General features: G+C 72.5%; 24 protein-coding genes. 16 read left to right on the forward strand and 8 right to left on the reverse strand.

The genetic code is table 11. From position 1 onward, the window contains the following. Window positions 1-149: 149 nt before the first annotated feature. On the reverse strand, window positions 150-923 hold the full coding sequence (locus IEY17_RS16010; protein WP_188988504.1) for a hypothetical protein: 774 nt from the start codon (window positions 921-923) through the stop codon (window positions 150-152). 168 nt (window positions 924-1091) lie between these two features. Here IEY17_RS16010 and IEY17_RS16015 point away from each other — a divergent pair, with 168 nt between their 5' ends. The 4 genes from IEY17_RS16015 to IEY17_RS16030 all read left to right on the forward strand — a co-directional run bounded on the left by IEY17_RS16015 (window position 1092) and on the right by IEY17_RS16030 (window position 5970). Next, on the forward strand, window positions 1092-2216 hold the full coding sequence (locus IEY17_RS16015) for a S8 family peptidase (RefSeq protein ID WP_229680214.1): 1125 nt from the start codon (window positions 1092-1094) through the stop codon (window positions 2214-2216). A 78-nt stretch (window positions 2217-2294) separates the two neighbouring features. Beyond that, window positions 2295-2879, forward strand: coding sequence for an RNA polymerase sigma factor (locus tag IEY17_RS16020; protein WP_188988506.1), 585 nt, complete (start codon window positions 2295-2297; stop codon window positions 2877-2879). Next, a complete protein-coding gene (locus IEY17_RS16025) occupies window positions 2876-3346 on the forward strand; it encodes a hypothetical protein (protein ID WP_188988508.1) in 471 nt (156 codons plus the stop codon). Before IEY17_RS16020 ends, IEY17_RS16025 begins: the two co-directional genes overlap by 4 nt. After that, window positions 3343-5970 carry a CHAT domain-containing protein gene (locus tag IEY17_RS16030; RefSeq protein WP_229680215.1) on the forward strand — a complete coding sequence of 876 codons (2628 nt, stop codon included), beginning with the start codon at window positions 3343-3345 and terminating at the stop codon, window positions 5968-5970. The genes IEY17_RS16025 and IEY17_RS16030 overlap by 4 nt, the downstream gene beginning before the upstream one ends. Before the next feature lie 107 nt (window positions 5971-6077). On the opposite strand, the gene IEY17_RS16035 is transcribed toward IEY17_RS16030, so the two are convergent. Next, window positions 6078-7247: a pyridoxal phosphate-dependent aminotransferase gene (locus tag IEY17_RS16035; RefSeq protein WP_188988510.1), complete on the reverse strand. Its 1170-nt coding sequence runs from the start codon at window positions 7245-7247 to the stop codon at window positions 6078-6080. Between the two features lie 165 nt (window positions 7248-7412). Between IEY17_RS16035 and IEY17_RS16040 the strand changes: the two genes are divergently transcribed. After that, entirely contained in the window at window positions 7413-8621 is a 1209-nt protein-coding gene (locus IEY17_RS16040; protein WP_188988751.1) for a DUF445 domain-containing protein, read from the forward strand. A 48-nt stretch (window positions 8622-8669) separates the two neighbouring features. Here IEY17_RS16040 and IEY17_RS16045 read toward each other — a convergent pair whose 3' ends face one another. Further along, window positions 8670-9203 carry a CGNR zinc finger domain-containing protein gene (locus IEY17_RS16045; RefSeq protein WP_188988512.1) on the reverse strand — a complete coding sequence of 178 codons (534 nt, stop codon included), beginning with the start codon at window positions 9201-9203 and terminating at the stop codon, window positions 8670-8672. Between the two features lie 241 nt (window positions 9204-9444). Here IEY17_RS16045 and IEY17_RS16050 point away from each other — a divergent pair, with 241 nt between their 5' ends. From IEY17_RS16050 to IEY17_RS16070, 5 genes are all read left to right on the forward strand, one after another. Beyond that, the gene (locus IEY17_RS16050; RefSeq protein ID WP_188988514.1) at window positions 9445-9831 is read left to right on the forward strand and encodes a helix-turn-helix domain-containing protein; all 387 of its coding nucleotides are present in this window, start codon (window positions 9445-9447) and stop codon (window positions 9829-9831) included. A gap of 3 nt (window positions 9832-9834) precedes the next feature. Then, window positions 9835-10413, forward strand: a complete 579-nt coding sequence (locus IEY17_RS16055) for a hypothetical protein (protein ID WP_188988516.1) — start codon at window positions 9835-9837, stop codon at window positions 10411-10413. A 66-nt stretch (window positions 10414-10479) separates the two neighbouring features. Beyond that, window positions 10480-10764 (forward strand): DUF2516 family protein, encoded by a 285-nt coding sequence (locus IEY17_RS16060; RefSeq protein ID WP_188988753.1) that lies wholly within the window; start codon window positions 10480-10482, stop codon window positions 10762-10764. Between the two features lie 38 nt (window positions 10765-10802). After that, window positions 10803-11504, forward strand: coding sequence for an alpha/beta fold hydrolase (locus IEY17_RS16065; protein ID WP_229680216.1), 702 nt, complete (start codon window positions 10803-10805; stop codon window positions 11502-11504). A gap of 20 nt (window positions 11505-11524) precedes the next feature. Further along, entirely contained in the window at window positions 11525-12073 is a 549-nt protein-coding gene (locus IEY17_RS16070) for a YbaK/EbsC family protein (protein WP_188988519.1), read from the forward strand. A gap of 80 nt (window positions 12074-12153) precedes the next feature. Here the strand turns inward: IEY17_RS16070 and purU are convergent, their stop codons facing one another. The 4 genes from purU to IEY17_RS16090 form a co-directional block, all read right to left on the reverse strand. Next, complete coding sequence (gene purU, locus IEY17_RS16075) at window positions 12154-13026, reverse strand: formyltetrahydrofolate deformylase (protein WP_188988521.1); 873 nt, start codon at window positions 13024-13026, stop codon at window positions 12154-12156. 205 nt (window positions 13027-13231) lie between these two features. Beyond that, window positions 13232-13975, reverse strand: coding sequence for a maleylpyruvate isomerase family mycothiol-dependent enzyme (locus IEY17_RS16080; protein WP_188988523.1), 744 nt, complete (start codon window positions 13973-13975; stop codon window positions 13232-13234). A gap of 108 nt (window positions 13976-14083) precedes the next feature. After that, window positions 14084-14935 (reverse strand): class I SAM-dependent methyltransferase, encoded by an 852-nt coding sequence (locus IEY17_RS16085; RefSeq protein ID WP_188988755.1) that lies wholly within the window; start codon window positions 14933-14935, stop codon window positions 14084-14086. Further along, window positions 14932-15450 carry a DUF2505 domain-containing protein gene (locus IEY17_RS16090; RefSeq protein ID WP_188988525.1) on the reverse strand — a complete coding sequence of 173 codons (519 nt, stop codon included), beginning with the start codon at window positions 15448-15450 and terminating at the stop codon, window positions 14932-14934. Before IEY17_RS16090 ends, IEY17_RS16085 begins: the two co-directional genes overlap by 4 nt. A 55-nt stretch (window positions 15451-15505) precedes the next feature. Here IEY17_RS16090 and IEY17_RS16095 point away from each other — a divergent pair, with 55 nt between their 5' ends. Both IEY17_RS16095 and IEY17_RS16100 read left to right on the forward strand, forming a co-directional pair. Further along, window positions 15506-16603: a UDP-N-acetylmuramate dehydrogenase gene (locus IEY17_RS16095; protein ID WP_229680231.1), complete on the forward strand. Its 1098-nt coding sequence runs from the start codon at window positions 15506-15508 to the stop codon at window positions 16601-16603. Between the two features lie 107 nt (window positions 16604-16710). Beyond that, window positions 16711-17700, forward strand: a complete 990-nt coding sequence (locus tag IEY17_RS16100) for a S1 family peptidase (RefSeq protein WP_229680218.1) — start codon at window positions 16711-16713, stop codon at window positions 17698-17700. A gap of 117 nt (window positions 17701-17817) precedes the next feature. Here the strand turns inward: IEY17_RS16100 and IEY17_RS16105 are convergent, their stop codons facing one another. Continuing rightward, entirely contained in the window at window positions 17818-18558 is a 741-nt protein-coding gene (locus IEY17_RS16105; protein WP_188988530.1) for an SDR family NAD(P)-dependent oxidoreductase, read from the reverse strand. A 257-nt stretch (window positions 18559-18815) separates the two neighbouring features. Here IEY17_RS16105 and IEY17_RS16110 point away from each other — a divergent pair, with 257 nt between their 5' ends. The 4 genes from IEY17_RS16110 to IEY17_RS16125 all read left to right on the forward strand — a co-directional run bounded on the left by IEY17_RS16110 (window position 18816) and on the right by IEY17_RS16125 (window position 22926). Next, a complete protein-coding gene (locus tag IEY17_RS16110; RefSeq protein WP_188988532.1) occupies window positions 18816-19964 on the forward strand; it encodes a L,D-transpeptidase in 1149 nt (382 codons plus the stop codon). A 267-nt stretch (window positions 19965-20231) separates the two neighbouring features. Beyond that, window positions 20232-21527, forward strand: a complete 1296-nt coding sequence (gene mshA / locus IEY17_RS16115; protein WP_373289892.1) for a D-inositol-3-phosphate glycosyltransferase — start codon at window positions 20232-20234, stop codon at window positions 21525-21527. Beyond that, window positions 21524-22036, forward strand: coding sequence for a type III secretion system chaperone family protein (locus IEY17_RS16120; RefSeq protein WP_188988536.1), 513 nt, complete (start codon window positions 21524-21526; stop codon window positions 22034-22036). Before mshA ends, IEY17_RS16120 begins: the two co-directional genes overlap by 4 nt. A gap of 41 nt (window positions 22037-22077) precedes the next feature. Further along, window positions 22078-22926, forward strand: a complete 849-nt coding sequence (locus IEY17_RS16125; RefSeq protein ID WP_229680220.1) for a DUF4349 domain-containing protein — start codon at window positions 22078-22080, stop codon at window positions 22924-22926. Window positions 22927-22939: the final 13 nt, after the last annotated feature.

The following is a 22939-nucleotide window of genomic DNA, read 5'->3' on the forward strand; positions in this document are numbered from 1 at the left end:
TGGCGCGGCGATGACGATGCCGACGAGCAGGCCGGTGATGCCCCGATTCCGACCCGGCCGGGCGCAGGCGGCCGACTCGGAGCCTCGATGGGTGCGGGTGGAAATGCGTGCTGCCATCAGGGTTACCGCAACAGCGGTCCGGCGCAGCGTCAGTCGGGCGATGCCGATGGTTCGGGCGACAGCACGTCGGTGGACGTGCGGGTCTTCGGCCAGGCCGTCCAGGTGCCGGGCGGTGCGGCAAGTTCGGCCGCGACCGGCATGGTCGCCTGCACATCCCGCAGTCCGCTGGCACCGGCCTGGACGGCTGCCGTCACCGTCGTGGTGGGCGGTTGCGGTGCGGGCTCCGCGTCGTTCAGCGGAGCAATCTGCGGCGTGGCGGCCGCGTCCGGCGCGCGGGGTTGCGGGATCTCGTGGGTGGCCGCGCGCGGAACCGCCACCCGTTTGTTCGGCAGCGGCGCGGTGTGTGCGACGCGCGGTGGCGCGGCGGAGTGCGGTGGTGGCACCGGCGCGGGTGTCGGTGGCGTCGCCGGTGTGCTCGGCGCGTTGCCGTCGACGGCCTCGGCTTCGGCGGGTTCCCCGTCCGGCTCCGGGGTTTCGGCGCGGACCGGTTCGACCGCGACCGGCCGGTCCGGTGCGGATGGTTGCACCTGGACGGGTTCGGGGCGGTCCACCGCGATTCGCGGCAACTCCACCTCGATTTGGGGCTTGTCGATCTCGGGGAGGTCGATCGCGGTGGCGACGGCGCTGCTGCCGAACCACCCACCCAGGCAGGCGCCACCGACGAAGGCGACCCGGACCGCAAGCGCGCGCAACCGCGACCAGGGGCTGCGCGGTGCGCAGGTTCCCGCCACGGTCATCACCGCCCTGTCGGTCGGACGCGCCCGGTTCGGCGCGTCGGGATGATCGACGCTTCCCTGTCGCATTCAACCACCCGCAGTGGTGGTTTCGGGCCACCGACCGCTGCGGGGGCGGCAACCGGTGCTGCATTCTCCACGCAATCGGGCGACCGGGGACGGCGTCGGGTGTCTCGGTCGGGTGAGCCGCTGGCGTGTCCGCTGTGGACGGATCGGCTGCCGGGCACAGTGTCTGCTGTGGATCACGGTACTGATTTCTGGTTGAGCATCGGCGAGCTTCAGCGGGCGTGGGCCGCGTACGGGCACGATCTGCTGCTGCACGATCCCGGCGGGCGCGGCGAGTGCCTGGTGCGGCGCGGTGAGCTGGTCGCGCCGGCGGCGGCCCTGGACCCCGTCCTGGAGCGGTACCGCCGGTGGGTCGACGACGTGCGGCACGACGACGAGTCCCTGCTGGCCAGGGTGCGGCTGCGGGGGCCCGAGCGGGACCGCTGCGTGGAGCTGGCGCGGGAGGCCGGTGTTTCGGCCAACCACGTGCACTTCGGCTCACCGGTCATGTACGGCACGCCGGTGATGTTCGGAACGGGGGCCGATCCGCAGGACGCCCCGCCGGTCCCGGAACCGCCGCGGCAGCAGTGGGATCCGCCGGTGGTGGTGGGCGTGCTGGACACCGGGTGCGATCCGCACCCCTGGTTCCGCGACCGGTCGTGGTTCGAGGCGGTGCCGGAGGTGCTTGACGCCGACGGCGACTCCGGGCAGGACCGGCAGGCCGGGCACGGCACGTTCGTCAGCGGTGTGGTGCTGCAACACGCACCCGGAGCGGTGATCCGGACGCAGCGGGCGCTGTCGTCCCTGGGGTTCACCGACGACTACACGGTGGTGGCGGGGCTTCGCGCGTTGCGGCGCGCAGCGACGGCGCGGGGCGAGCGGATCGACGTCCTCGTCCTGACGGCCGGGTGCTACACGACCGACGACGAGTGCCCGCCGTTGCTGCGGGAGGAGCTCGCGGCCTGGCCGGACGTGGTGGTCGTGGCAGCCGCGGGCAACCACGGTTCGGCCAGGCCGTTCTGGCCGGCCGCGCTGCCCGGGGTCGTCGCGGTCGCGGCGACCGGCGAGGACGGTTCGGCCGCGAAGTTCTCCAACACCGGGCCGTGGGTCGACGCCGCTGCACCGGGAGTGGGCGTGACCAGCAGTTACGTGCGGTTGGAGCCGGGCGGGGGCCGCAGCTTCGGATACGCGCGCTGGAGCGGCACGTCCTTCGCCGCGCCGCGGGTCGCCGCCGCCGCGGCGAGCGCGCGCGGCGAGGGCCGCAGCCCGGACGAGGCGCGTGATCTCGTGCGGCGGCACTACCCGTTCGAGGGGTAATTGCGGTGAGGTGAATCTGTCGGCACCCCTCGCGCCTCTTATTACGCGACGAGATCGAGGGACGGGGAGGTGCTGGTCGTGCACGAGGTCGGGGACGCCGCGGCGGGTGCGGGGCTGCTCAACCGCGCGGCGTCCGGTGATCAGCAGGCGTGGCGGGAGCTGGTGGACCGCCACGCGCAGGTGGTCTGGGGCGTGGCGCGGGCGTTCACCACGAACCCGGCGGACGCGGAGGATATTTACCAGGCGACCTGGTTGTTGCTGGCGGAGAACCTGGACCGGCTCCGCGAGCCCGAGGCGCTGTCGGGCTGGTTGGTCACCACGGCGCGGCGGGAGTCGATGCGGTTGAGCCGGGCACGGCGGCGCGAGTCGCCGGTGGGGCTGGACTCGGGGGATTTCGCCCGGCCCGACCATGCCGAGGACCCGGCGCACAAGGTGCTGCGGGCGATGGCGGGTTCCCGGTTGGCGCAGTCGTTCGCGCAGCTGCCGCAGCGCTGCCAGCAGTTGCTGCGGGTCCTGGCGGTCACCCCGGAGGCCAGCTACGCGCAGGTCAGCGAGGCGCTGGGGATGCCGCGCGGCACCATCGGCCCGAAGAAGAGCCGCTGCCTGGCGGAGCTGCGGAGGCGGATGCTGGCCGCCGACCTGCCGGAGGAGGTGGCGGGATGAGCCGGGACCTGCCGACCGAGCTGCGGAACCTGCGTGCGCTGTTCCAGTCCTTCGACCCGGTTCCGCCGCACCTCGCCGAGTCCGCGTATGCGGCCGTGGGGCGGCGTTCGCCGGCTGGTTCCGCGGCGCTGGAGCTGGTCGGCGACTCCGCGGAGTCGTTGGCCAGGGTGCGCGCTCCGGGACCCGAGCCGCGGGTGCTGACGTTCGCGATGCCGGGGCGGGTGCTGGAGCTCGACCTGGTGCCGACCGTCGAGGGCTGGTACCGGGCGTCGGGGATGGTGCTCAACCGCGCCGGTCAGGCCCCACCGGAGGGTGACGTCGTGCTGCGTCACCCGGCGGGGGAGTGCGTGGGCCCGCTGGACGAGCACGGCGCGTTCCAGGTCGTGGACGTGCCGCGGGGGCCGCTGAGCGTGGTGTTCCGGCCGGTGCGGTCGGCGCCCGCCATCGCGGATTGGCTGGTCTGTTGAGCGCGGGCACGGTGGTGGCACCACCGGATCCGATCGGGTCGGCGCTGTGGTGGCGGGACAACGTCAGCGCGGCACCGGAAGCCGCCTGGCAGAAGGCCGAGGAGTGGTTGTCCCGCAGCGGGGACGCGGAACTGCGGGTCCTGGCGCGGCACATCGCAGCGCTCGCCGCGGTGGAACGGGGACGGGTGCGGGCAGCGCGGCACCACGCGCGGCTCGGGTTGGCTGCGGCGCGTCGCGCCGGGCAGGCGGAACGGGCCGCGCAACTGCGGCTGACCCTGGCATGGATCGAGTTGGAGTGCGGTGCGGTCGCCGAGAGCTGGGCGCAGCTCGTGGCGGCCGAGCCGGACCTGGCGGAGGCGGACCGCGCGCGAGTGGCCTGCCTGCGGGGGCTCCTGCACTGCCAGGGCGACCGGTACCGCGAGGCGCTGGTCGAGCTGACCACGGCGCTGCGCAGCCTGTCCGCGGAGGACGACCGGCGGTGGATGGCGAACGCGCTGCTCGGGCGCGGGCTGGCGGCGCTGTACACGAACCGGCTGGCCGAAGCGGAGCAGGACCTGGCCGAGGCCGAGCGGTTGTTTGTGGCGGATGGTCGGACCGCACGTGCCGCGGGGTGTCGGCACAACCGGGGGTGCGTGGCGTTCCGGGCCGGGGACCTGCCTCGCGCGCTGCGGCTCTTCGAGGAGGCCGTGGCCGCCGGGCTGGACGTCGACGCCAACCCGGAGGCGCTGGTCGACCGGGCGGAAGCCCTGGCCGCTGCGGGGTTGACCGGCGAAGCTCGCACCGCGATGGAGCGGGCGGCATCGCTGCTGGCGACTCGCGGGCGAACGGGACGGCTGGCCGAAACGAGGCTGGCGCTGGCCGGTTGCGCGTTGCGGGATGGCGATGTGGCGGTGGCTGCCGAAGCGGCGAGCAGCGCTCGGCGGTTGTTCCGCGCGCAGCGGCGGCCGGCGTGGGCGGCGCTGGCGGCGGCCATCGCGTGGCAGGCGAAGCTGCGCGGCGGCCAGTGCTCGCGGTATGCGTTGGGTGCGGCGCGGCGGGCCGCTGCGGCGTGTGCCGAGTTCGGCTGGGCGGGGCCTGCGGCTGAGCTTCGGGTCACCGTGGGGCGCAGCGCCGCGCGGGCGGGGATGCGTGCGCTGTCCCGCAAGCTGTTCCGGCTGGCCGCTGCCCTGCGGGACGACGCGGCGGCTGCGCCTCAGCAACGTGCGCTGGGGTGGCTGGCGGAGGCGTTGCTGGCCGAGCAGGACGGCGACCCGGACCGGCTGTTCGAGGCCTGCCGCGGTGGGCTGCGGGAGCTGGACAGCCACGCGGCCGGCCTGGCCGCGTTCGAGTTGCGGGTCAACGCCTTCAGCCTGGCGGGCGAGCTGGGCGAGACCGCCGTGGGGGCTGCGCTGCGCATCGGTGATCCGAGCCTGGTGCTGCGCTGGACCGAGCGGTCGCGGGCCAGCGCGCTGCACCGCCGCGCGCTGCGACCGCCGAACGATCAGCGGCTGAACTCGGCGCTCGTCCAGCTCCGTGCGGCGGTGCGGGAGACGCAACGCCTCCGCAACCCGAAGCGGGCGCTGCGGGTCGTTGCGGATCTGGAGGAGCAGGTGCGGCATCGCGCGATGCTCGTCGAGGGACAAACGAGTCGACTGCGGACCCCGTGCGGCATGGACGAGCTGATCGCCGAACTCGGCGATGCGGTGCTGCTCAACCTCTTCTCGCACGGCGGGCGGCTGTTCGCGGTGTCTGTTGTGGACTCCCAGGTGCGGTTGCACGTGCTCGGCCCGGAGTTGAACGCCGCCACCCACGCCGCCCGGATCCGGCACCTGCTCGCCCGGCAGGCGAGGGGTACCGCACCACGCGCGGCGCCCATGTTCGAGCACGGTGCGCGCCGCGCGGCCGAGGAGTTGCAGGCGCAGCTGCTCTCCCCGGTGCTGCCGGCTCTGGAGCAGGGCCGCCCGCTGGTGGTGATCCCGACCGGTCGCCTGCACGTGCTGCCCTGGGCGGCACTTCCGGCTTGTCGTGGGCGAAGCGTCACCGCGAGCCCCTCGCTGCGCTGCTGGATGCGCGGGGCGGTCGATGCCCGAGCTGCGGACCCGGCTGGTGCACCGGTGTGGATCGGCGGCCCGGGTCTGGCGCATGCGGACCGGGAGGTGCGCGCGCTGCACGCCGCCGGCGGCGGGCGGCTGCTGGTCGGCGCGAACGCGACCGCGGAGCGCGTGCTGGCCACTGTGGACGGAGCTGGGGTCGTGCACATCGCCGCGCACGGCAGGTTCCGCGACGACCAGCCCCTGCTGTCGTGCGTGGACCTCGCGGACGGTCCGCTCTACGCGTACGACCTGGACCAGCTGCACCGCGGCCCGACCACTGTGGTGCTCTCCGCCTGCGACGTGGGCCGGTCCGTGATCAGCAGGGGCGACCAGCTCACCGGGCTGGCGGTCACGCTGCTGGGCCGGGGCACGGCGACGGTGATCGCGAGCGTCGTCCCGGTGCCCGACGAGCGCACGGTGGACGTGATGATGTCGCTGCACCGGTCGCTGCGCGAGGGCGCGGCCCCGGCCGCCGCGCTCGCGTCGGCCCAGGCCGAGCACGGTGAAGCCGGCTTCGTCTGCCTCGGCTACGGGGGTGCTCCGATGCGGTAACTCACCTCGGTCACCGGGGCTGCGGCGCAGTCGCTGTTCGCGTTCGGCCTGGGCCGGGCTCCTCGACGGTGTGGCCCGGCTCGTCGAGTGCCCGTTGCCGTGGCCGGTCAGCGGAGCTTGTGCAGGCGGCGGACCGCTTCGTCCAGGACCTCGTCCTTCTTGCAGAACGCGAAGCGGACCAGGTGCCTGGCGTCGTCCGGGTTGTCGCAGAACACCTGCACCGGGATCGCGGCGAGGCCGATGCGTTCCGGTAGTGAGCGGCACAGCTGGGCGCCGTCGTCGAAACCGAGCGGGCGGACGTCGGCGCAGATGAAGTAGGTTCCCTCGCTGGTCAGCACGTCGAAGCCCGCTTCGGCGAGCCCCTCGGCCAGTCGGTCCCGCTTGCGCTGGAGGTCCTTGCGCAACTGCTCGACCCAGCCGAGCTCGTTGCGGAGGGCGTGCGCGACCGCGGGCTGGAACGGGGCACCGCCGACGAAGGTCATGAACTGCTTGGCGGCCCGCACCGCCGCGACCAGCTCGGCCGGTCCGCACACCCAGCCGATCTTCCAGCCGGTGGCGCTGAAGCTCTTGCCGACACTGGAGATGGACAGGGTGCGCTCGGCCATGCCGGGCAGCGTGGCCAGCGGGTGGTGCTCGCGACCGTCGAAGATCAGGTGCTCGTAGACCTCGTCGGTCACGGCGATCACGTCGTTGTCGCGGCACACCTCGGCGATGGCGGCCAGCTCGCCGTCGGTGAACACCGTCCCGGTCGGGTTGTGCGGCGAGTTCAGCACCAGCAGCCGGGTCTGGGGGCCGACCGCGGCCCGCAGCGCCTCAATGTCGAGCTCGAAGCGGTGGTCGGGGCCCTGCCGCAGCGCGACGGTGCGGCGCACCCCACCAGCCATCGCGACGGCCACCGGGTAGGAGTCGTAGTACGGCTCGATCAGCACGACCTCGTCACCCGGTTCGACGAGCGCCAGCATGCTGGCGGTCAGCGCCTCGGTGGCGCCGACAGTGACCAGCACCTCGCTCTCCGGGTCGTGTTCGATGCCGTAGCGCGCTCGGCGGTGTTCGGAGATCGCCGCCCGCAGGTCGGGCTCGCCGGCCCCCGGCGGGTACTGGTTGACGCCGTTGGCGATGGCTTCCTGCGCGACCCGCAGCATGCCTTCGGGGCCGTCGGTGTCCGGGAAACCCTGGCCCAGGTTGATCGCTCCGGTCCGGCGGGCGAGCTCGGTGATCTCGGCGAAGATCGTGGACGTGAACGGCCGCAGGCGGGTCGCGAGAGCAGGAGTACGCACGTCTCGGCAGGGTAGTCGAAACCGGCGCGAAAACGCGTGCGGGATCGTGCGGGTCCGCACGGTGCGGGCGCCGAGCCGGGGCGAGCACTGCCGCGCCGCTGCCACAATCGTGCTGTGCAGCAGACATCGGTTCCCGACAGCGAGAAGCGCCGCGGCCTGCGGCGGATGAAGGCGGTGGCCGGTGGGTTCCTGCTGGCCGCGACGCTGATCTACGTGGTTGCCCGCTGGCAGGAGAACGCCGGCGCCGCCGCCTGGGTGGGGTACGTGCGGGCCGCGGCGGAGGCGGGCATGGTCGGCGCGCTGGCGGACTGGTTCGCGGTCACCGCGCTGTTCCGGCGCCCGCTGGGCCTGCCGATCCCACACACCGCGATCATCCCCACCCGCAAGGACATGATCGGCCGCAGCCTCGGCGACTTCGTCGGCACCAACTTCCTGGCCGAACACGTGGTGCAGGACAAGCTGCGCCGCGCCGAGGTCAGCCGCCGCCTGGGCGCGTGGCTCGACGACGCCGACCACGCCGAGCGCGTCACCTCGGAGCTGGCGACCGCGGTGCGCGGGGCCGTGCAGGTGCTGCGCGACGAGGACGTGCAGGCGGTGCTGGAGCAGGCCGTGGTGCGCAAGGTGCTGTCCCAGCCGTGGGGTCCGCCGCTGGGCCGGATCCTCGCGCAGGTCTTCGCCGACGGCTCGCACCACAAGCTCGTCGACCTGGTCTGCGACCGCGCCTACGACTGGGTGCGGGACAACCACGAGACCGTGCTGCGGGTGGTCAGCCAGCGAGCGCCGTCGTGGTCCCCGAAATTCTTCGACGCCATCGTGGCCGACAAGATCTACGCCGAGGTGCTGTCGTTCGCGTGGGCGGTCAAGACCGAACCGGAGCACCAGATGCGCAAGGCGGTGGACCGGTTCCTGGTCGAGTTCGCCCACGACCTGCAGCACGACCCGAAAACGATGGCCAAGGCCGAGCAGATCCAGCAGCAGGTGCTGGAGCACCCGGAGGTGCAGAACCTGGTCTCCTCGGCGTGGGGCACGGCCAAGAAGATGCTGCTGGACGCCGCCGAGGACCCGTCGAGCGAGCTGCGGGTGCGGGTCCGCGACGGGCTGCGCTCGCTGGGCCGCCGGCTGGTCGACGACGGTGAGCTGCAGTCCAAGGTGGACGGCTGGCTGGAGGGCGCCGTCGTCCACGTGGTGTCCAACTACCGCACCGAGTTGACCACGCTGATCACCGACACGGTGGAACGCTGGGACGCGCAGGAGACGTCCCGCAAGATCGAGCTGCAGGTGGGGCGGGACCTGCAGTTCATCCGCATCAACGGCACCGTCGTCGGCGCCCTGGCCGGGCTGCTGATCCACACCCTGTCGCAGCTGCTGCTCTGACCCGGGTGTCACCCACGCGGTTTCTGCGTGCACCAGGTGCGGCGTTCCCTAGGTCGTGTGGCGTTCCCGCCAGGAGCGGGCTTTCTCACGGTTGCCGCAGACGCGCATCGAGCACCACGTTCGGGACCGGTTGCGCGAGCGGTCGTAGAAGGCCCACAGGCAGTCGTCGGCAGGGCAGATCTTGATCCGGTCCCAGTGCCCGGTGTGCACCAGTCGGGCCGCGGCAACCAGCACGCTGCCCAGCGCGTCGGTGCCGGTCAGCGTGGGTACGCCTGCGCGCAGGCTGACCTGCACGGGCCAGGACGTGTCGAGGATCCGCGGGCGGGCGCCGTAGGACACCGCGGTGCGCATGGTGTCGCGGATCTCGCGCGCCGCGTCGATCCCCGGCGCTTCGCCCATGCCCCGGTCGGTGCACCACTGCTGCCACTGGCCGGGATCGTCCAGGAAATCAATGCCTTTCTCGGCGTCGCAGGTGTTGAGGAAGGCCAGGACCAGCTCGATGTCGTGGTCGAAATCGAGATCGGCTGGGGAAGACGGGCGGGCCACCTCCGGCGCGACAGCTCTGCTGTTCACGAACACCATCGTAAGCCCGTTGGGGGTTGCGCAGCCCTGTTGTCACCGTCATGCCGCTTCACTGGTTAGTAACTGTCGAACTTGTTTGGCTGGTTAGAAGTGAACCCGATGCCTGGTGGGTCGGGTCTGCGCCGACCCGGACGGGCGCCCTTCTGCCTGTGTGCCTCGGGCGGGTGAGGGTGCAAGCAGAGTGCTTGCAGTAGTTAGCACTCGTGGGTACCGTGGGTACTGACCGGAGAGGTGCCTGCCGATGGAACGCGTGGACAAAGCCGTCAACAAGGCCGTCAGCGACCTCGGCAGCTACATCCGGGCGCAACGCAACAACGCTCAGATCTCGTTGCGGCAGCTGGCGAAGCTCGCCGGTGTGTCCAACCCGTACCTGAGCCAGGTGGAGCGCGGCCTGCGCAAGCCCAGCGCGGAGATCCTCCAGCAGATCGCCAAGGCGCTGCGGATCTCCGCCGAGGCGCTGTACGTGCAGGCCGGGATCCTGGAACGCCGCGAGGGCGGGCCGGTGGTGGACGCCATCCTCGCCGACTCCGACCTCAGCGAGCGGCAGAAACAAGTGCTTCTGGACATCTACGCCTCGTTCCGGCGCGAGAACGCGACCGGCGAGGACGCCCAGCAACCCGAGGAGTGAGCGATGCCAGCCTTCCCCAAGACCGAGGACGTGAACAAGGTCCGCGAGCAGGCCGCCCAGACCTTCGCCGAGGCCGTCGAGCAGGCCCGCACGCCGCTGCTGGCCGCACTGGGCGCCGGTGATCTCGCCGCCCAGGCCCTGCTGGACGCGGTCAACAAGGTCCGCACCCAGCTCAACGAGCGCTCGGTGCCCGCCGACCTCACCGAGCTGCGCGACCGGCTCGACCCGGCGGAGCTGCGCAAGCGCTTTGACGCCTACGGCCAGAGCGCCCGGCAGTTCTACGACTACCTGGCCGAGCGCGGCGAGCAGACCCTGCACCGTCTGCAGGAGAAGCCACAGGTCAAGAAGGTCTGGGACCAGGTCGGCAGCGCGCAGGGCAAGGTCGAGGAGACGGTGGACGAGGTCCGCGACCTGGCCGACGACGTGCTCGGCAAGGTGCGCCGCCCGTTCGCCGGCACCGCCGAGGAGCCGGCCGCGAAGCCCGCCGCGAAGCCCAGGCCCGCGGCGAAGACCAGCACCCGGCGCACGACCGCGAAGCCGACCGCGGCGAGGAAGCCCGCCACCGACAAGACCAACAGCTGAGGTCACGGCGGGTGCCGACCGGCCCGGCAAGCACGTAAGGTGGTCGGCGTGGGTTTCTTCGCCGACATGGCGCTGTACCAGTGGATACTGGCGGTCATCTGGCTGGCGGGCATCCCGGTCGGGGTCTTCGCATTCGTGCACGCCACGTTGCAGCGCGCGGACGCCTTCACCGCCGCGGACAAGCTGAACAAGATGGCCTGGGTGGGTATCACGGGTGCCGCCGCACTGCTGCTGATCCTCGACATGAGGGGTCCGTACGGGATCATCTGGATCGCCGGGCTGGTCGCCTCGCTGGTCTACATCGTCGACGTCCGGCCGAAGCTGAAGGAGATCCAGGGGCGGTCCTGGTAGTGGACGTCCGATGGACCGCCCACGGCCGGGGTGCTCCGGTGACGCTGGTCGTGCACGGGCTCGGTGCCACCGAGGGGGAGGCCCGCATCCCGGCGTCCGGGCTGCCGGGGACGCGCGTCGTCGTCACGCTGCCCGGTCACGGCGGTGCTCCGGACGCGCCGCCCGGTTACTGGAACTACGCGTCGGTGGCCGCGGACGTGCTCGCGGTGGCCGATGAGGTTGGAGCGACCCGCGCGGTCGGTGTCTCACTTGGTGCGGGTGCGGTGACCCGCATCGCCGCCGAGCGCCCGGATCGCTTCGCGCGGCTCGCCCTGCTGCTGCCCGCCGCCCTGGACCGGCCGCGCGACGTGGCCGCGACCTGGGCTTTCGAACGGATGGCGGCGGCGGTCGCCGCTGACGACGGCGGCGCTGCGCTGCGCACGCTCATCGCCGCGGACCTGCCGGAGGGCATCGAGGTCGGCGACTACGTCGACCGCCGTGCCGAGGCGCTGATGCGGCTGGAAGAAGCGCTGCGCGACCTGCCTGAGCAGGCGCCTGTTGCGGACGCCTCGGCGTTGGCCGCGGTCCGTTCCGAGGTCCTGGTCATCGGTGCCACGGGAGACCCGCTGCACCCGGCGGAGGTGGCCAAGGCGGTGGCGGCGGCCTTCGCCAGCGCCCGGTTGGAACTGCTGCCGTCGCCCGCGCCGATGCTCACGCACCGCCGCGAGTTGCGGCGGCTATTGGTGGACTTCCTCGGTTGAGGCCCTCGTAGGGTTTGCGTATGGGTGTTGACTGGTCTGTGGCCGCCGGGACGCTCCAGGTGACCTCGGCGCTGGAACGCCTCGACCTGCTCGCCGACCCGGTCGCCGCGGCGGTCCGGGAACTCGGCGACGAGCGCGTCGGAGCCACCGAGATCGATCCGGAACTGGCGGACACCGCTGCCTTCTGCGAGCACTACGCCTCCCCGCTGGAACTGTCGGCGAACTGCGTCATCGTCGCGGGCAAGCGGGCCGGGGAGGTGCGCTACGCGGCGTGCGTCGTGCTGGCCACCACGCGCGCGGACGTCAACGGCGTGGTCAAGCGCCGCCTGGACGTGCGCAAGGCGTCGTTCGCGCCGATGGACGACGCGGTGCGGCTGACCGGCATGGAATACGGCGGGATCACGCCGTTCGGTCTGCCGCCGGAATGGCCGGTGTTGGTGGACCCGGCGGTGGTGGCGGCCCCGGCCGTGGTGGTCGGCAGCGGCCTGCGCCGCAGCAAGATCATCACGCCGGGTGAGGTCCTGGCTGGCCTTGCGACCGCGGAGGTCCTCGACGGCCTGGGCCGCTGACGCCACATCCGCGCGCCCTCCCGGACCCCGACGCTCACGTCGCCAAGGCCCGGGAGGTCAGGCCATCGACTGGGCAGGGGTCAGAAGACGACCGTGCGGCGGCCGTGGACCAGGACTCGGTCTTCGAGGTGGGCTCGGAGTCCTCGGGCCAGCACCACCTTCTCGATGTCCCGGCCCTTGCGGACCAGATCCGCCACGTCGTCGGTGTGGTCCACGCGGATCACGTCCTGCTCGACGATCGGGCCCGCGTCCAGCTCCGCCGTCACGTAGTGACAGGTCGCGCCAATGAGTTTCACGCCGCGTTCGTACGCCTGGTGGTACGGGCGGGCTCCGGCGAACGACGGCAGGAAGCTGTGGTGGATGTTCAGCGCGCGCCCCGCCCAGGCGTCGCACAGGTCCGGCGGCAGCACCTGCATGAACCGGGCCAGCACGATCGCGTCCGGCGCGTGCTCGTCCACCAGCTGCCGCACCCGCTCGAACGACTCCGCCTTCGCCGCCGGGTCCTTGGCGAACGGCACGTGGTGGAACGGGACACCGTGCGCCTCGGTGATCGGGCCCAGCGTCGGGTGGTTGCCGATCACCGCCCGCAGATCCACGTCCAGCTCGCCGGAACCGATGCGGCCCAGCAGGTCGTGCAGGCAGTGGCCCTCCTTGGACACCAGGATCACCACGCGGCGCCGCTCACCGGTGTCCGACACCCGCCAGTCGGAGCGGGCGTCGAGCTCCTCGGCGACGGTGGCGAATCGACGGCGCAGCTCGTCGATGCCGAACGGCAGCGAGTCCGCGCGCACCTCCTGGCGGGTGAAGAACCAGCCGGTGTCCAGGTCGGTGTGGTAGCCCGCCTCGACGATCCAGCCACCGAGGTCGGCGAGGAAGGTCGAGATGCGGGCCACGATGCCGGTGCGGTCGGGGCAGCCGAGGCTGATCACGAAACGACGTTCGGAAGGGCTCACGGGGCGTGATTATCGCAGGTAGCACCCGCTGTTTCGGGAGCAGGGCGGATCTTCGGCGCGCCCGCGTGGAGCAATGTGTCCTGACCCGGGTGGCACAGCGGTCCTCGCTCGGACGGACGCTCAGGACGCGCCCGGAAGCGACGCTCGTCGACGCCATCGCCTCGCGGCATCCGTGGGCACGCGCTGCTGCGACTCGCGCGGCTGTCTAGCGGCCGGACGCGATCGCTGCCAGGGCGGCGTTTCCGGTGACGACGGCCGTGCTCGGGCGGCCCCAGACCCGGCGGTACAGCGCGTCGGCGGTGCCGACGACCGTCGCGTCGGCTTCCAGACCCGCGTCCGTCGGGGCTCCCGTCGTCGGCGGCTGGCCGGGGCGGTACTCGACCAGCCACACGCGGCCCGCGTCCGCGGCGTGGTAGAGCACCGTGCCCTCGTGGTCGCGTTCCGCCCAGCCGGGGGCGACCGGCAGCAGGAGCGAGAGGAACTCGTCGATGCCGTCCGCGGCCAGTTCGGGGTCGAAGATCAGGTCGTGCACGTGGTCCGGGCCCAGGCCGGCCAGCGCGTGCTCGGCGTCGAGCCGGTGGATCGCCGTCTCGTGCGCCATCCGCCGCGTCCAGGTCCGCGCGGTGCCACCGGGGAAGAACGACCACACTGGACGGTCCGGGTCCGCTGTGGACAGTGCCGCCCGCACGGCCGCGAGCCGCTCGTCCCACCACGCCAGCACGTCGTCGAACTCGGCCGGTGGCCGCGGCGTCCGCGGCCGCTCGCTGCCCGGCTCCTGCTGGAGCGCGAGCTCCACCATCGCGTAGACCCGTGCCAGGTGCTGCACCAGCCTGCGCACGTCCCAACCGGGGCAGGTGGACACCTCGGCGTTCGGCCCGGCCTGCAGCACGGCGCCGCGGAACGCCGCGGCCTGGTCCTGGAACGCGCGGAAGTGGAACTCGCCGACCATGACTCCACCTTAGGAGCTCGACCGCTGGTGATCGAGCGCCCGGCGACGCGCGTCCGGGCTGGACAACCGACGCTACCCGTGGCCGTCCACCGCCGGCCAGGGTGCGTGTCAGGGGGCGACTGCGGACCAGGGGACGGTGAGCTCGCCGAGGCGCCAGCGGCGGCGACGGTCCAGGACCGGCCAGCCGGTCTCCGTGAACAGCTGGACGGTGTGCGCCCACCGGGCGCGCGGGCCGAACGGGGCAAGCGGCGCCGCCTTCGCCCAGCAGGCGTCGAGCTCGGCCAGCATCGCGTGGATCTTCTCGCCCGGCACGTTGCGGTGGATCAGCGTTTTCGGCAGCCGTTCGGCCAGGTCCGACGGCCGCTGCAGGTCGGCGGGCAGACACGCCAGCGTGAGGGTCAGCGGGCCGCCGCGGTCCAGCGTCACCCAGCAGCAGCGACGCCCGATCTCGTCGCAGGTGCCCTCCACCAGCAGCCCGTCCGGCGCCAGCCGGGAGCACAGCTCCTCCCACGCCTTCCACGCCTCCGGCTCGGTGTACTGCCGGAGCACGTTCAACGCCCGCACCAGCACCGGGCCCGGGAAGTCCCGCACGCCCGCGGCGAGCCCGGCCAGCTCGAAACCGCCCCGGCGGAACTCCAGCGCGGGCGGATGGGCCACCGCTTTGCCCGCGGCGACCCGGTCCGGGTCGATCTCCACCCCCACCACGCGGGCATCGGGGCGCACCCGGCGCAGCCGCGCGGACAGCTCCACAGTGGTCACCGGCGTCGCCCCGTAGCCCAGGTCGATGACCACCGGCTCCGCGGCGTCCCGCAGCACGCGCGCCACCCACGGGGTGCCGACGATCCAGCGGTCGACGCGCCGCAGCCGGTTCGGGTTGGTGGTGCCCCGGGTCGGCATGCCGAGAGCGCGGGCCCGACCGGCGGCGAGCCGGGGCGCCCGCTTCTTCGGGACCGACGTCATCCGCGGCGGGCCAGCCACTCGGTCGTGAACTGCTCCTCGGCCGCCAACAGCTTCTGCACCTGGTCGACCACCAGGTCCTCCAGCTTGCCGCCCACGAACGGCACGTTCACCCGCACATTGCCGGACACCACGAACTCGGACACCGCGGGGCCGGTCCGCTCGCTGATGTCGCGCAGCCACATCGACCCGGTGATGGTGCACGGGGCGCCGGCGATCTCCGCGGCGATCTCGCCGGCGAACGACCCGTCCTCGGCCTGCCGCCACGACTCGCTGCGGTCGATCTGCAGATCCCCGCCGACGACCGTGCGCGCCAACGCGGGCAGTGAGTCGGCCGGCACGCCGTGGTGCAGCTGGAAGCGGGTGCCGTCATCAGTGGCGACGTGTTGCACGAGGGCGGCGTTGTCGCCGCCGAGGCCGGCCAGCCGGTCCGTGAGGTAATCGATGTCGATCAACGCCTCGTAGACCCGGGCGGCGGGCCATTCCGAGGTGCTGCGGTGCTCGATGCGGCGTGCCATGCAGCGGAGGTTACCTTTGGCAACCGTGAACCCCTCCAAGTCCGGTGCCGAAGAGATGCGCGGCGACACACCGTTGCCGGGCGAACACGCCGGTGGTGACCTGCCGCTCGCGGGCTACACCACGCTACGGCTGGGTGGACCGGCGACCGGCGTGGTGGTCGCCCGGCAGCCCGACGAGCTCACCGCCGCGGTGCGCGCGGCCGACGAGGGCGGGCATCGGCTGCTGGTGCTCGGCGGTGGCTCGAACGTGGTGATCGCCGACGAGGGGTTCGCCGGGCACGTCGTGCGCGTGGCCACCAAGGGCCGCCAGTACGACAGCGTCGGCGACGGCCTGGTGCAGCTCACCGCGGAGGCCGGTGAGGACTGGGACGAGGTGGTGGCCGACACGGTCCGGCAGGGACTGGGCGGGCTCGAGTGCCTGTCCGGCATCCCCGGCCTCACCGGCGCCACCCCGGTGCAGAACGTCGGCGCCTACGGCGTCGAGGTGTCGGAGGTGCTGGTCTCGGTGGACCTGCTGGACCGCGCCACCGGCCGGGTGCGTACGGTCCCCGCCGAGGACCTCGGGCTGGGCTACCGCACCAGCGTGCTCAAGCACAACGACTCCGCGGTCGTGCTGCGCGCCAGGTTCCTGCTGCGCGACGACGGCCGCTCCGCGCCCATCCGCTACGCCGAGCTCGCCCGGGCACTCGACGTCGAGCCGGGCGGCACTGTGGACGTCGGCAGCGCGCGCGAGGCGGTACTGGCGCTGCGGCGCGGCAAGGGCATGGTCCTCGACCCCGACGACCACGACACCTGGAGCGCCGGCTCGTTCTTCACCAACCCCATCGTTCCGGCCGACGAGCTGCCGGGCGTGCTGGAGCGCATCGCCGCCAGGGTCGGGCCCGACCAGCGGGTGCCGCAGTACCCGGCGGCGGACGGAGCGACGAAGCTGTCCGCGGCGTGGCTCATCGAGCGTGCCGGGTTCGCCAAGGGTCACCCGGGGCCCGGCGGGCGGGTGCGGCTGTCCACCAAGCACACCCTCGCGCTCACCAACCGCGGCGCCGCGACGACCCGCGACCTGCTACTTCTAGCGCGTGAAGTTCGGGACGGAGTACGCCTGGCCTTCGGTGTTTCGCTGGCACCCGAGCCGGTGTTGGTGGACTGTTCGCTGTAGCAGCCGAAGAGCCGAACGGCCGTAAGGGTGACTCTTCGTGACTGTGGCGTAACCCTGAGTGTTAAATGGTGTAGGTGGAGGGGGCCACCATGCTGAGCATCAGGGAATTGAGGGATCGAGCGGTCATCCGCCCGATCAAACGGGCGGTCGAGGACCAGCTCCTGGACCTACCCGGGGTGACCGCTGTCGACATCGGCGAGAAACACCGTGCCGGACGCCGAACCGGGCAGCAAGTCATCGTGGTGTCAGTCGTGCGCAAGAAGCCCTTGGGACAGTTGGGGCCGGGCACGCGGATACCCGGCGACGTCTTCGGCATCCCGACCGACGTCGTGGAGGAGGAGCCGGTCCTCCAGCACATCCACTGCGGACGCAACGAGCCGCTGGCGCCGCGCCAACGTCGCGAGGAACGTGCCGCCGCGGTGCGCGGTGGCAGCGGTATCGCGCCGTACCGGACGGTGCACCTGGCGCCGCCGGCGGTCGACCAGGCCGGGCAGTACCGGCGGGTCGGGACGCTCGGCGCGCTCGTCACCGGCGCCGCGCCGACCGCGTCGATGATGGGCCTGACCACGTTCGACGTGGCGTGCCTGGACGACGCGTGGGCGGTCGGCGACCGGATGGTCGACCCGGAGGGCGGCCGGGTGCACGGCGACCTGGCGCGGGCGGCGCTGTCCGGGCGGGTCGACGCGGCGGCGGTGGCGATCGCGCCGGGCCTGGAGACGTCCAGCACGATCGACGGCATCGGACCCGTGACCGGGCACGGCACGGCCTACCCGGGTGAGCGGATCCGCAAGAACGGCTTCGGCACCGGCGTGACGCACGGCGTCGTGACCTCCGTGGACGCGACCGTGCGGATCGACCACGGTGAGGCCCTCGGGGTCCGGGTGCTGCGGGAGCAGATCCGCATCGTCGCCACCGACCTGCGGTTCTGCGGGCCCGGGGACGCCGGGGCGGCCGTGCTCGACCCGGGCGGCCGGGTGCTCGGGCTGGTGGTGGCGGGCGCCTGCGGCGGCGCGGTCGGCTTCGCCAGCCCGGTGGCGGACGTCCTCGCCGAGCTCGACGTCGAACTGTGCACCGAACCGCAACGCGTCCGCGTCTGACGAGGTGTCGTCGGGGGCGCCTGGCGCAACCCCGGACGCCGCCCGGCTTTCGCCCCTGCGCATGCGGCGCCGGGGCTGTCCCGCCAGGCGGCGTCCTTCCGGGATTCGCTCCGGCTGTCACTCAACCCGGTGGAACCGGCCGGCGGAGTGCTGGGCCCGGGGCCGCACGACGATGTGGTCGAGGTTCACGTGCGCGGGGCGGGTGACCGCGAAGGCGATCACGTCCGCGATGTCGTCGGCGGTCAGCGGGGTGTAGCCACGGTAGACGGCGGCGGCGCGCTCCTTGTCGCCGCCGAAGCGGACCTCGGAGAACTCCGTTTCCACCGCGCCGGGCGCGATCTCGGTGAACCGCACCGGCTCGCCCAGGTGCTCGCCACGCAGCGTCTGGTGCAGCGCCGCCTCCGCATGCTTGGCGGAGGTGTACCCGGCGCCGTTGTCGTACACCTCGAAGGCGGCGACCGAGGTCACCGTCACCACGTGCCCGTCGCCGGAGGCGATCAGCCGCGGCAGCAGCGCCTTGGTGACCCGCAGCGTGCCCAGCACGTTGGTCTCCCACATCCAGCGCCAGTCGTCCTCCACGGCGTCGACCACCTTGGCCAGGCCCTTGGCCCCGCCGGCGTTGTTGACCAGCACGCGGCACTCCGGCACCTGCGCGGTGAACTCCTCGACCGAGGCCGGGTCGGTGACGTCCAGAGGCAGTGCGGTGCCGCCGATCTCCGCGGCGATCTCGGTCAGCCGGTCGACCCGCCGAGCGCCCAGCACCACGTGGAACCCCTCGGCGGCCAGCCGGCGGGCGGTGGCCGCGCCGATGCCGGAACTCGCCCCGGTGACGACCGCGGTCGCAGAACTCGTGCTCACGTCTTCGATCCCTCCGCGAGATGAGCAGTTTCCGTGTCCATCCGACCACGTCGCCCGTGGTCGATGGGGACCGGTTCGGGCAGGGGTGGGGCGTCACCCGATCGATGTGACCGGACACACTAGGGATCGGGACATCTTTTCGGGGGGCCGGACGTCTTTGTGGATATGAGGGCCACGTTTCGGCGGCCATCCGAGCATTTTCCGGCAAAGAGGACGGACCCGGATCAACTGTGCGGAAAGGGATCGAGGTTCGGGAAGTGAGTGGTTCCAGGCTGCGGCTGTGGTGGACTGCGCTGGCGGGAGTGTTGGCGGCCGTGCTGCTGATCTCGGGTTGCGGTTCGCCCCCGCCGGATTCCCCGAAACCCACCGAGGCGAAGGTCGCCTTCGAACCGGGCGACGGCGCCGCCGAGGTGAACCCGGCCGCGCCCGTCAGGGCCACCGTGGACCGCGGCAGGTTCACCTCCGTCGCGCTGACCAACGCCGACGGCAAGCAGGTCGCCGGCGAGCTGTCCCCGGACGGGCGCAGCTGGCGGGCCACCGAGGCGCTCGGCTACGGCAAGACCTACACCTGGTCCGGGCAGGCGATCAGTGACGACGGCAAGCTGGTGCCGGTGCGGGGCAGCTTCACCACGCTGAAGCCGAAGCAGACCATCCGCGCCACCATCAACCCGACCGACAACGCCGTGGTCGGTATCGCGATGCCGATCAGCATCAAGTTCGACAAGCCGGTGCAGGACAAGGCGGCCATCCAGCGCGCGCTGACGGTGCGGACGTCGGTGCCGGTGGAGGGCGCCTGGGCGTGGCTGTCGGACAGGCAGGTGGACTGGCGGCCGAAGGAGTACTGGCCGGCGCACACGCACGTGAGCGTCCTCGCCAAGCTCTACGGCCTGGCCTACGGTGGCGGCTCCTACGGCCTGGCCGACCTGAGCACCGAGTTCGACATCGGCCGCGCCCAGATCGTCAAGGCGGCGGTGGGCACCCACCGGATGGTGGTGATCCGCGACGGCAGGGAGGTCGCGAACTACGCCGCCAGCTACGGCGAGGAGTACGACCCGGGCCGCAACACGCCGAACGGCACGTTCATCATCATGGAGAAAAAGCCGGTCGAGATCATGGACAACCCCCGCTACGGCTACCACGACGTGCGCAAGACGTGGGCGGCGCGGTTCTCCAACCACGGCGAGTTCATCCACGAGAACCAGGAGAACGCCGCCGCCCTGGGCAAGGTCAACAACTCGCACGGCTGCATCAACCTGAGCGCGGCCGACGCCAAGGAGTACTACGACAGCGCCCTGATCGGCGATCCGGTGGAGGTCACCGGCTCGGCCAGCAGCATGCCGCCGCAGTACGACGTCTACGACTGGCTGCTCACCTGGGACCAGTGGAAGGCGAAGTCCGCGATCTGACCCACACCGCCGCCCAAGGAGGGCATCCCGGCCGGGGTGCCCTTCCTTGTTGCGCTCCGTGGCCTGATGCTTGCGGTGCGTTCGTGCCGGTGTGAGGAGCGCCACCTGGTGTCGTTGATGCGGCCAGTTTTCCGCCGGAGGGGCGGTAGCGTCGGTCGGTGGCCCCGCGGTGTTGCGGAACGTTGCGGGAATGTTTCCGCGGCGGCGGGTGTCGGGGTTGACGTGTGTCCGAAGAGCTCGGGCCGACCGGCATGTGATGGGCAGCAGATGACCTCCAGGACCTTACGCATGCGGCCACGCCGCGCCGCCGTCTTCTCCCTGCACACCTCCCCGCTGGAACAGCCCGGCACCGGCGATGCCGGGGGCATGAACGTCTACGTCGCGCAGACCGCCCGGCTGCTCGCCGAGTTCGGCACCGAGGTCGAGATCTTCACCCGCGCCACGTCCTCCGACATCCCGCCCATCGCGGAACTCGCCCCCGGGGTGCTGGTCCGCAACGTGCTCGCGGGCCCGTTCGAGGGGCTGGACAAGAACGACCTGCCCTCGCAGCTGTGCGCCTTCGCCGCCGGGGCGCTGCGCGTCGAGGCCCGCCACGAGCCCGGCTACTACGACATCGTGCACTCTCACTACTGGCTGTCCGGCAAGGTCGGCTGGCTGGCCCGGGAGCGTTGGGGCGTGCCGCTGGTGCACACCGCGCACACCCTCGCCAAGGTCAAGAACGCCAACCTGGCCGCCGGGGACACGCCCGAGCCGATGGTCCGCGTGCTGGGTGAGGAGCAGGTCGTGGCCGAGGCCGACCGGCTGGTGGCCAACACCGAGTTCGAGGCTGCGGACCTGATCAACCGCTACGACGCCGACCCGGACGCGGTGGCGACGATCCCGCCCGGCGTCGACCTCGACCTGTTCACCCCGGGCGACCGCCGGGCCGCGCGCACCGCGCTGGGCCTGCCGCCGGACGCCGTGGTGCTCGCCTTCGTCGGCCGCATCCAACCGCTGAAGGCCCCCGACGTGCTGCTGCGCGCCACCGCGGCGCTGCTCGCGCGCCACCCGCGGGTCCGCGAGCGCCTCGCGGTGCTGGTGGTCGGCGGACCGTCGGGCAGCGGACTGGAGCGGCCCCGGGCGCTGCAGGACCTCGCCGCCGCGCTGGACATCACCGACGTCGTGCGGTTCCTGCCGCCGCGCAGCGGCAACGCGCTGGCCGACGTCTACCGGGCCGCCGACGTCGTGACGGTGCCGAGCCACAACGAGTCCTTCGGGCTCGTCGCGCTGGAGGCGCAGGCGTGCGGGACGCCGGTGGTGGCCGCCGCCGTCGGCGGCCTGCCGGTCGCGGTCCACGACGGGGTTTCGGGGCTGCTGGTCGACGGGCACGGCACCGAGCAGTGGGCGGACGCGCTGGCCTCGCTCGTGCTGCACCCGGATCGGCGGGCCCGGCTCGCCGCGGGCACCACCGCGCACGCCGCCCGCTTCTCCTGGCGCCGCACCACCGAACTGCTGCTGGACGCGTATGCGCAGGCGAAGATGGCCTTCCATGCGCAGCTGCGGATCCAGGAGGTGACCGCGTGACCCTCGACGCGACCATAAAGTCCACATTGGACGCCAACGGGCTGGACTACGCGGTCAGGGGCCCCGGCCGGTTCTTCGTGACGTTGCCGGGCAGCAAGAAGTTGCAGACCAACTGCTGGCTGATCGTCGCCGAACACGCCCTCGTGGTGGAGGCGTTCGTGTGCCGCCAGCCCGACGAGGCGCACCAGGACGTGTACCGGTTCCTGTTGCGCCGCAACGCAAAGCTCTACGGGGTGCACTACACCCTGGACCGCAACGGCGACATCTACCTCGTCGGCCGCATCGGGCTGCACGCGGTGACGCCCGAGGAACTGGACCGGGTGCTCGGCCAGGTCCTGGAGGCCGCCGACGGCGACTTCAACACCCTGCTGGAACTCGGCTTCGCCACCGCCATCCGCCGCGAATGGGGCTGGCGCGAGGCACGCGGCGAGTCGCTGGCGAACCTGCAGCCCTTCCGGCAGCTGGTGGAGCGCGACGGCCCCGTGCGGCCGCTGCACGACCAGCCCTGAACGGCGGTGCAACCGGAAGATCGTCCGGCTCCGTCCTCGCCGTGTACCCGACGACGGAGGAGAACGAGATGGGCCGGTTGCGGTGGCCGCTGGTGGTACTCATGGCGCTCGGTGCGCTGGTGGGCTGTTCCTCGGCTGAGCAGAACGGCGCCGACCTGACCACCGATTCGCACGCGGTGGCGCCGAGCGAGAGCGGCGACACCGCGCAGAGCACGACCAAGCCGGGCCCGCTTGCGCCTCGCCAGGTGGTCCGCACCGCGGACGTCGACATCGAGGTCGACGACGTGGCGGCGGCCGAGGACGCGGTGCGCCGGGTGAGCGTCGCCGCGGGCGGCTTCCTGCAGCAGGTGAACAGCCGCGCCGCGAGCACGACGCTCGTGGCGCGCGTCCCAGCCGGCAAGCTGGACCAGGTTCTGGTCGAGATCTCCCAGCTCGGGCGGGTCACCTCGCGCGACGTCCGCGCCGAGGACGTCACCGACCAGCTCGTCGACACCGGCAGTCGCATCGAGTCCCAGCGCGCGAGCGTGCAGCGTCTGCGCGAGCTGATGCAGCGGGCGACCACGGTCGACGAGATCGTGTCGATCGAGAGCGAGCTGACGTCGCGGGAAACCGAGCTGGACGCCCTGGAGCGCCGCAGGGCGGCCCTGTCCGGCCAGGTCGAGATGGCCACGCTCACGGTGAGCCTGGACCGCCCGAGCACTGCCCCGGACGAGGACACCGGCTTCCTGGCGGGTCTGTCCGGCGGCTGGCGGGCCCTGAGCGCGACCGGCGCCTTCCTCCTGACGGCCCTCGGCGCCGTCCTGCCCTTCGCGGCCACCCTGGCGGCCCCGGCAGCCGCGACCTGGCTCCTGGTCCGCCGCCGCGCCGCCCTGCGCCGCCCCACGAGCTGAGCACGGTTCCGCC

The sequence above is a fragment of the Saccharopolyspora thermophila genome (assembly GCF_014646075.1).
Classification (GTDB): domain Bacteria; phylum Actinomycetota; class Actinomycetes; order Mycobacteriales; family Pseudonocardiaceae; genus Saccharopolyspora; species Saccharopolyspora thermophila.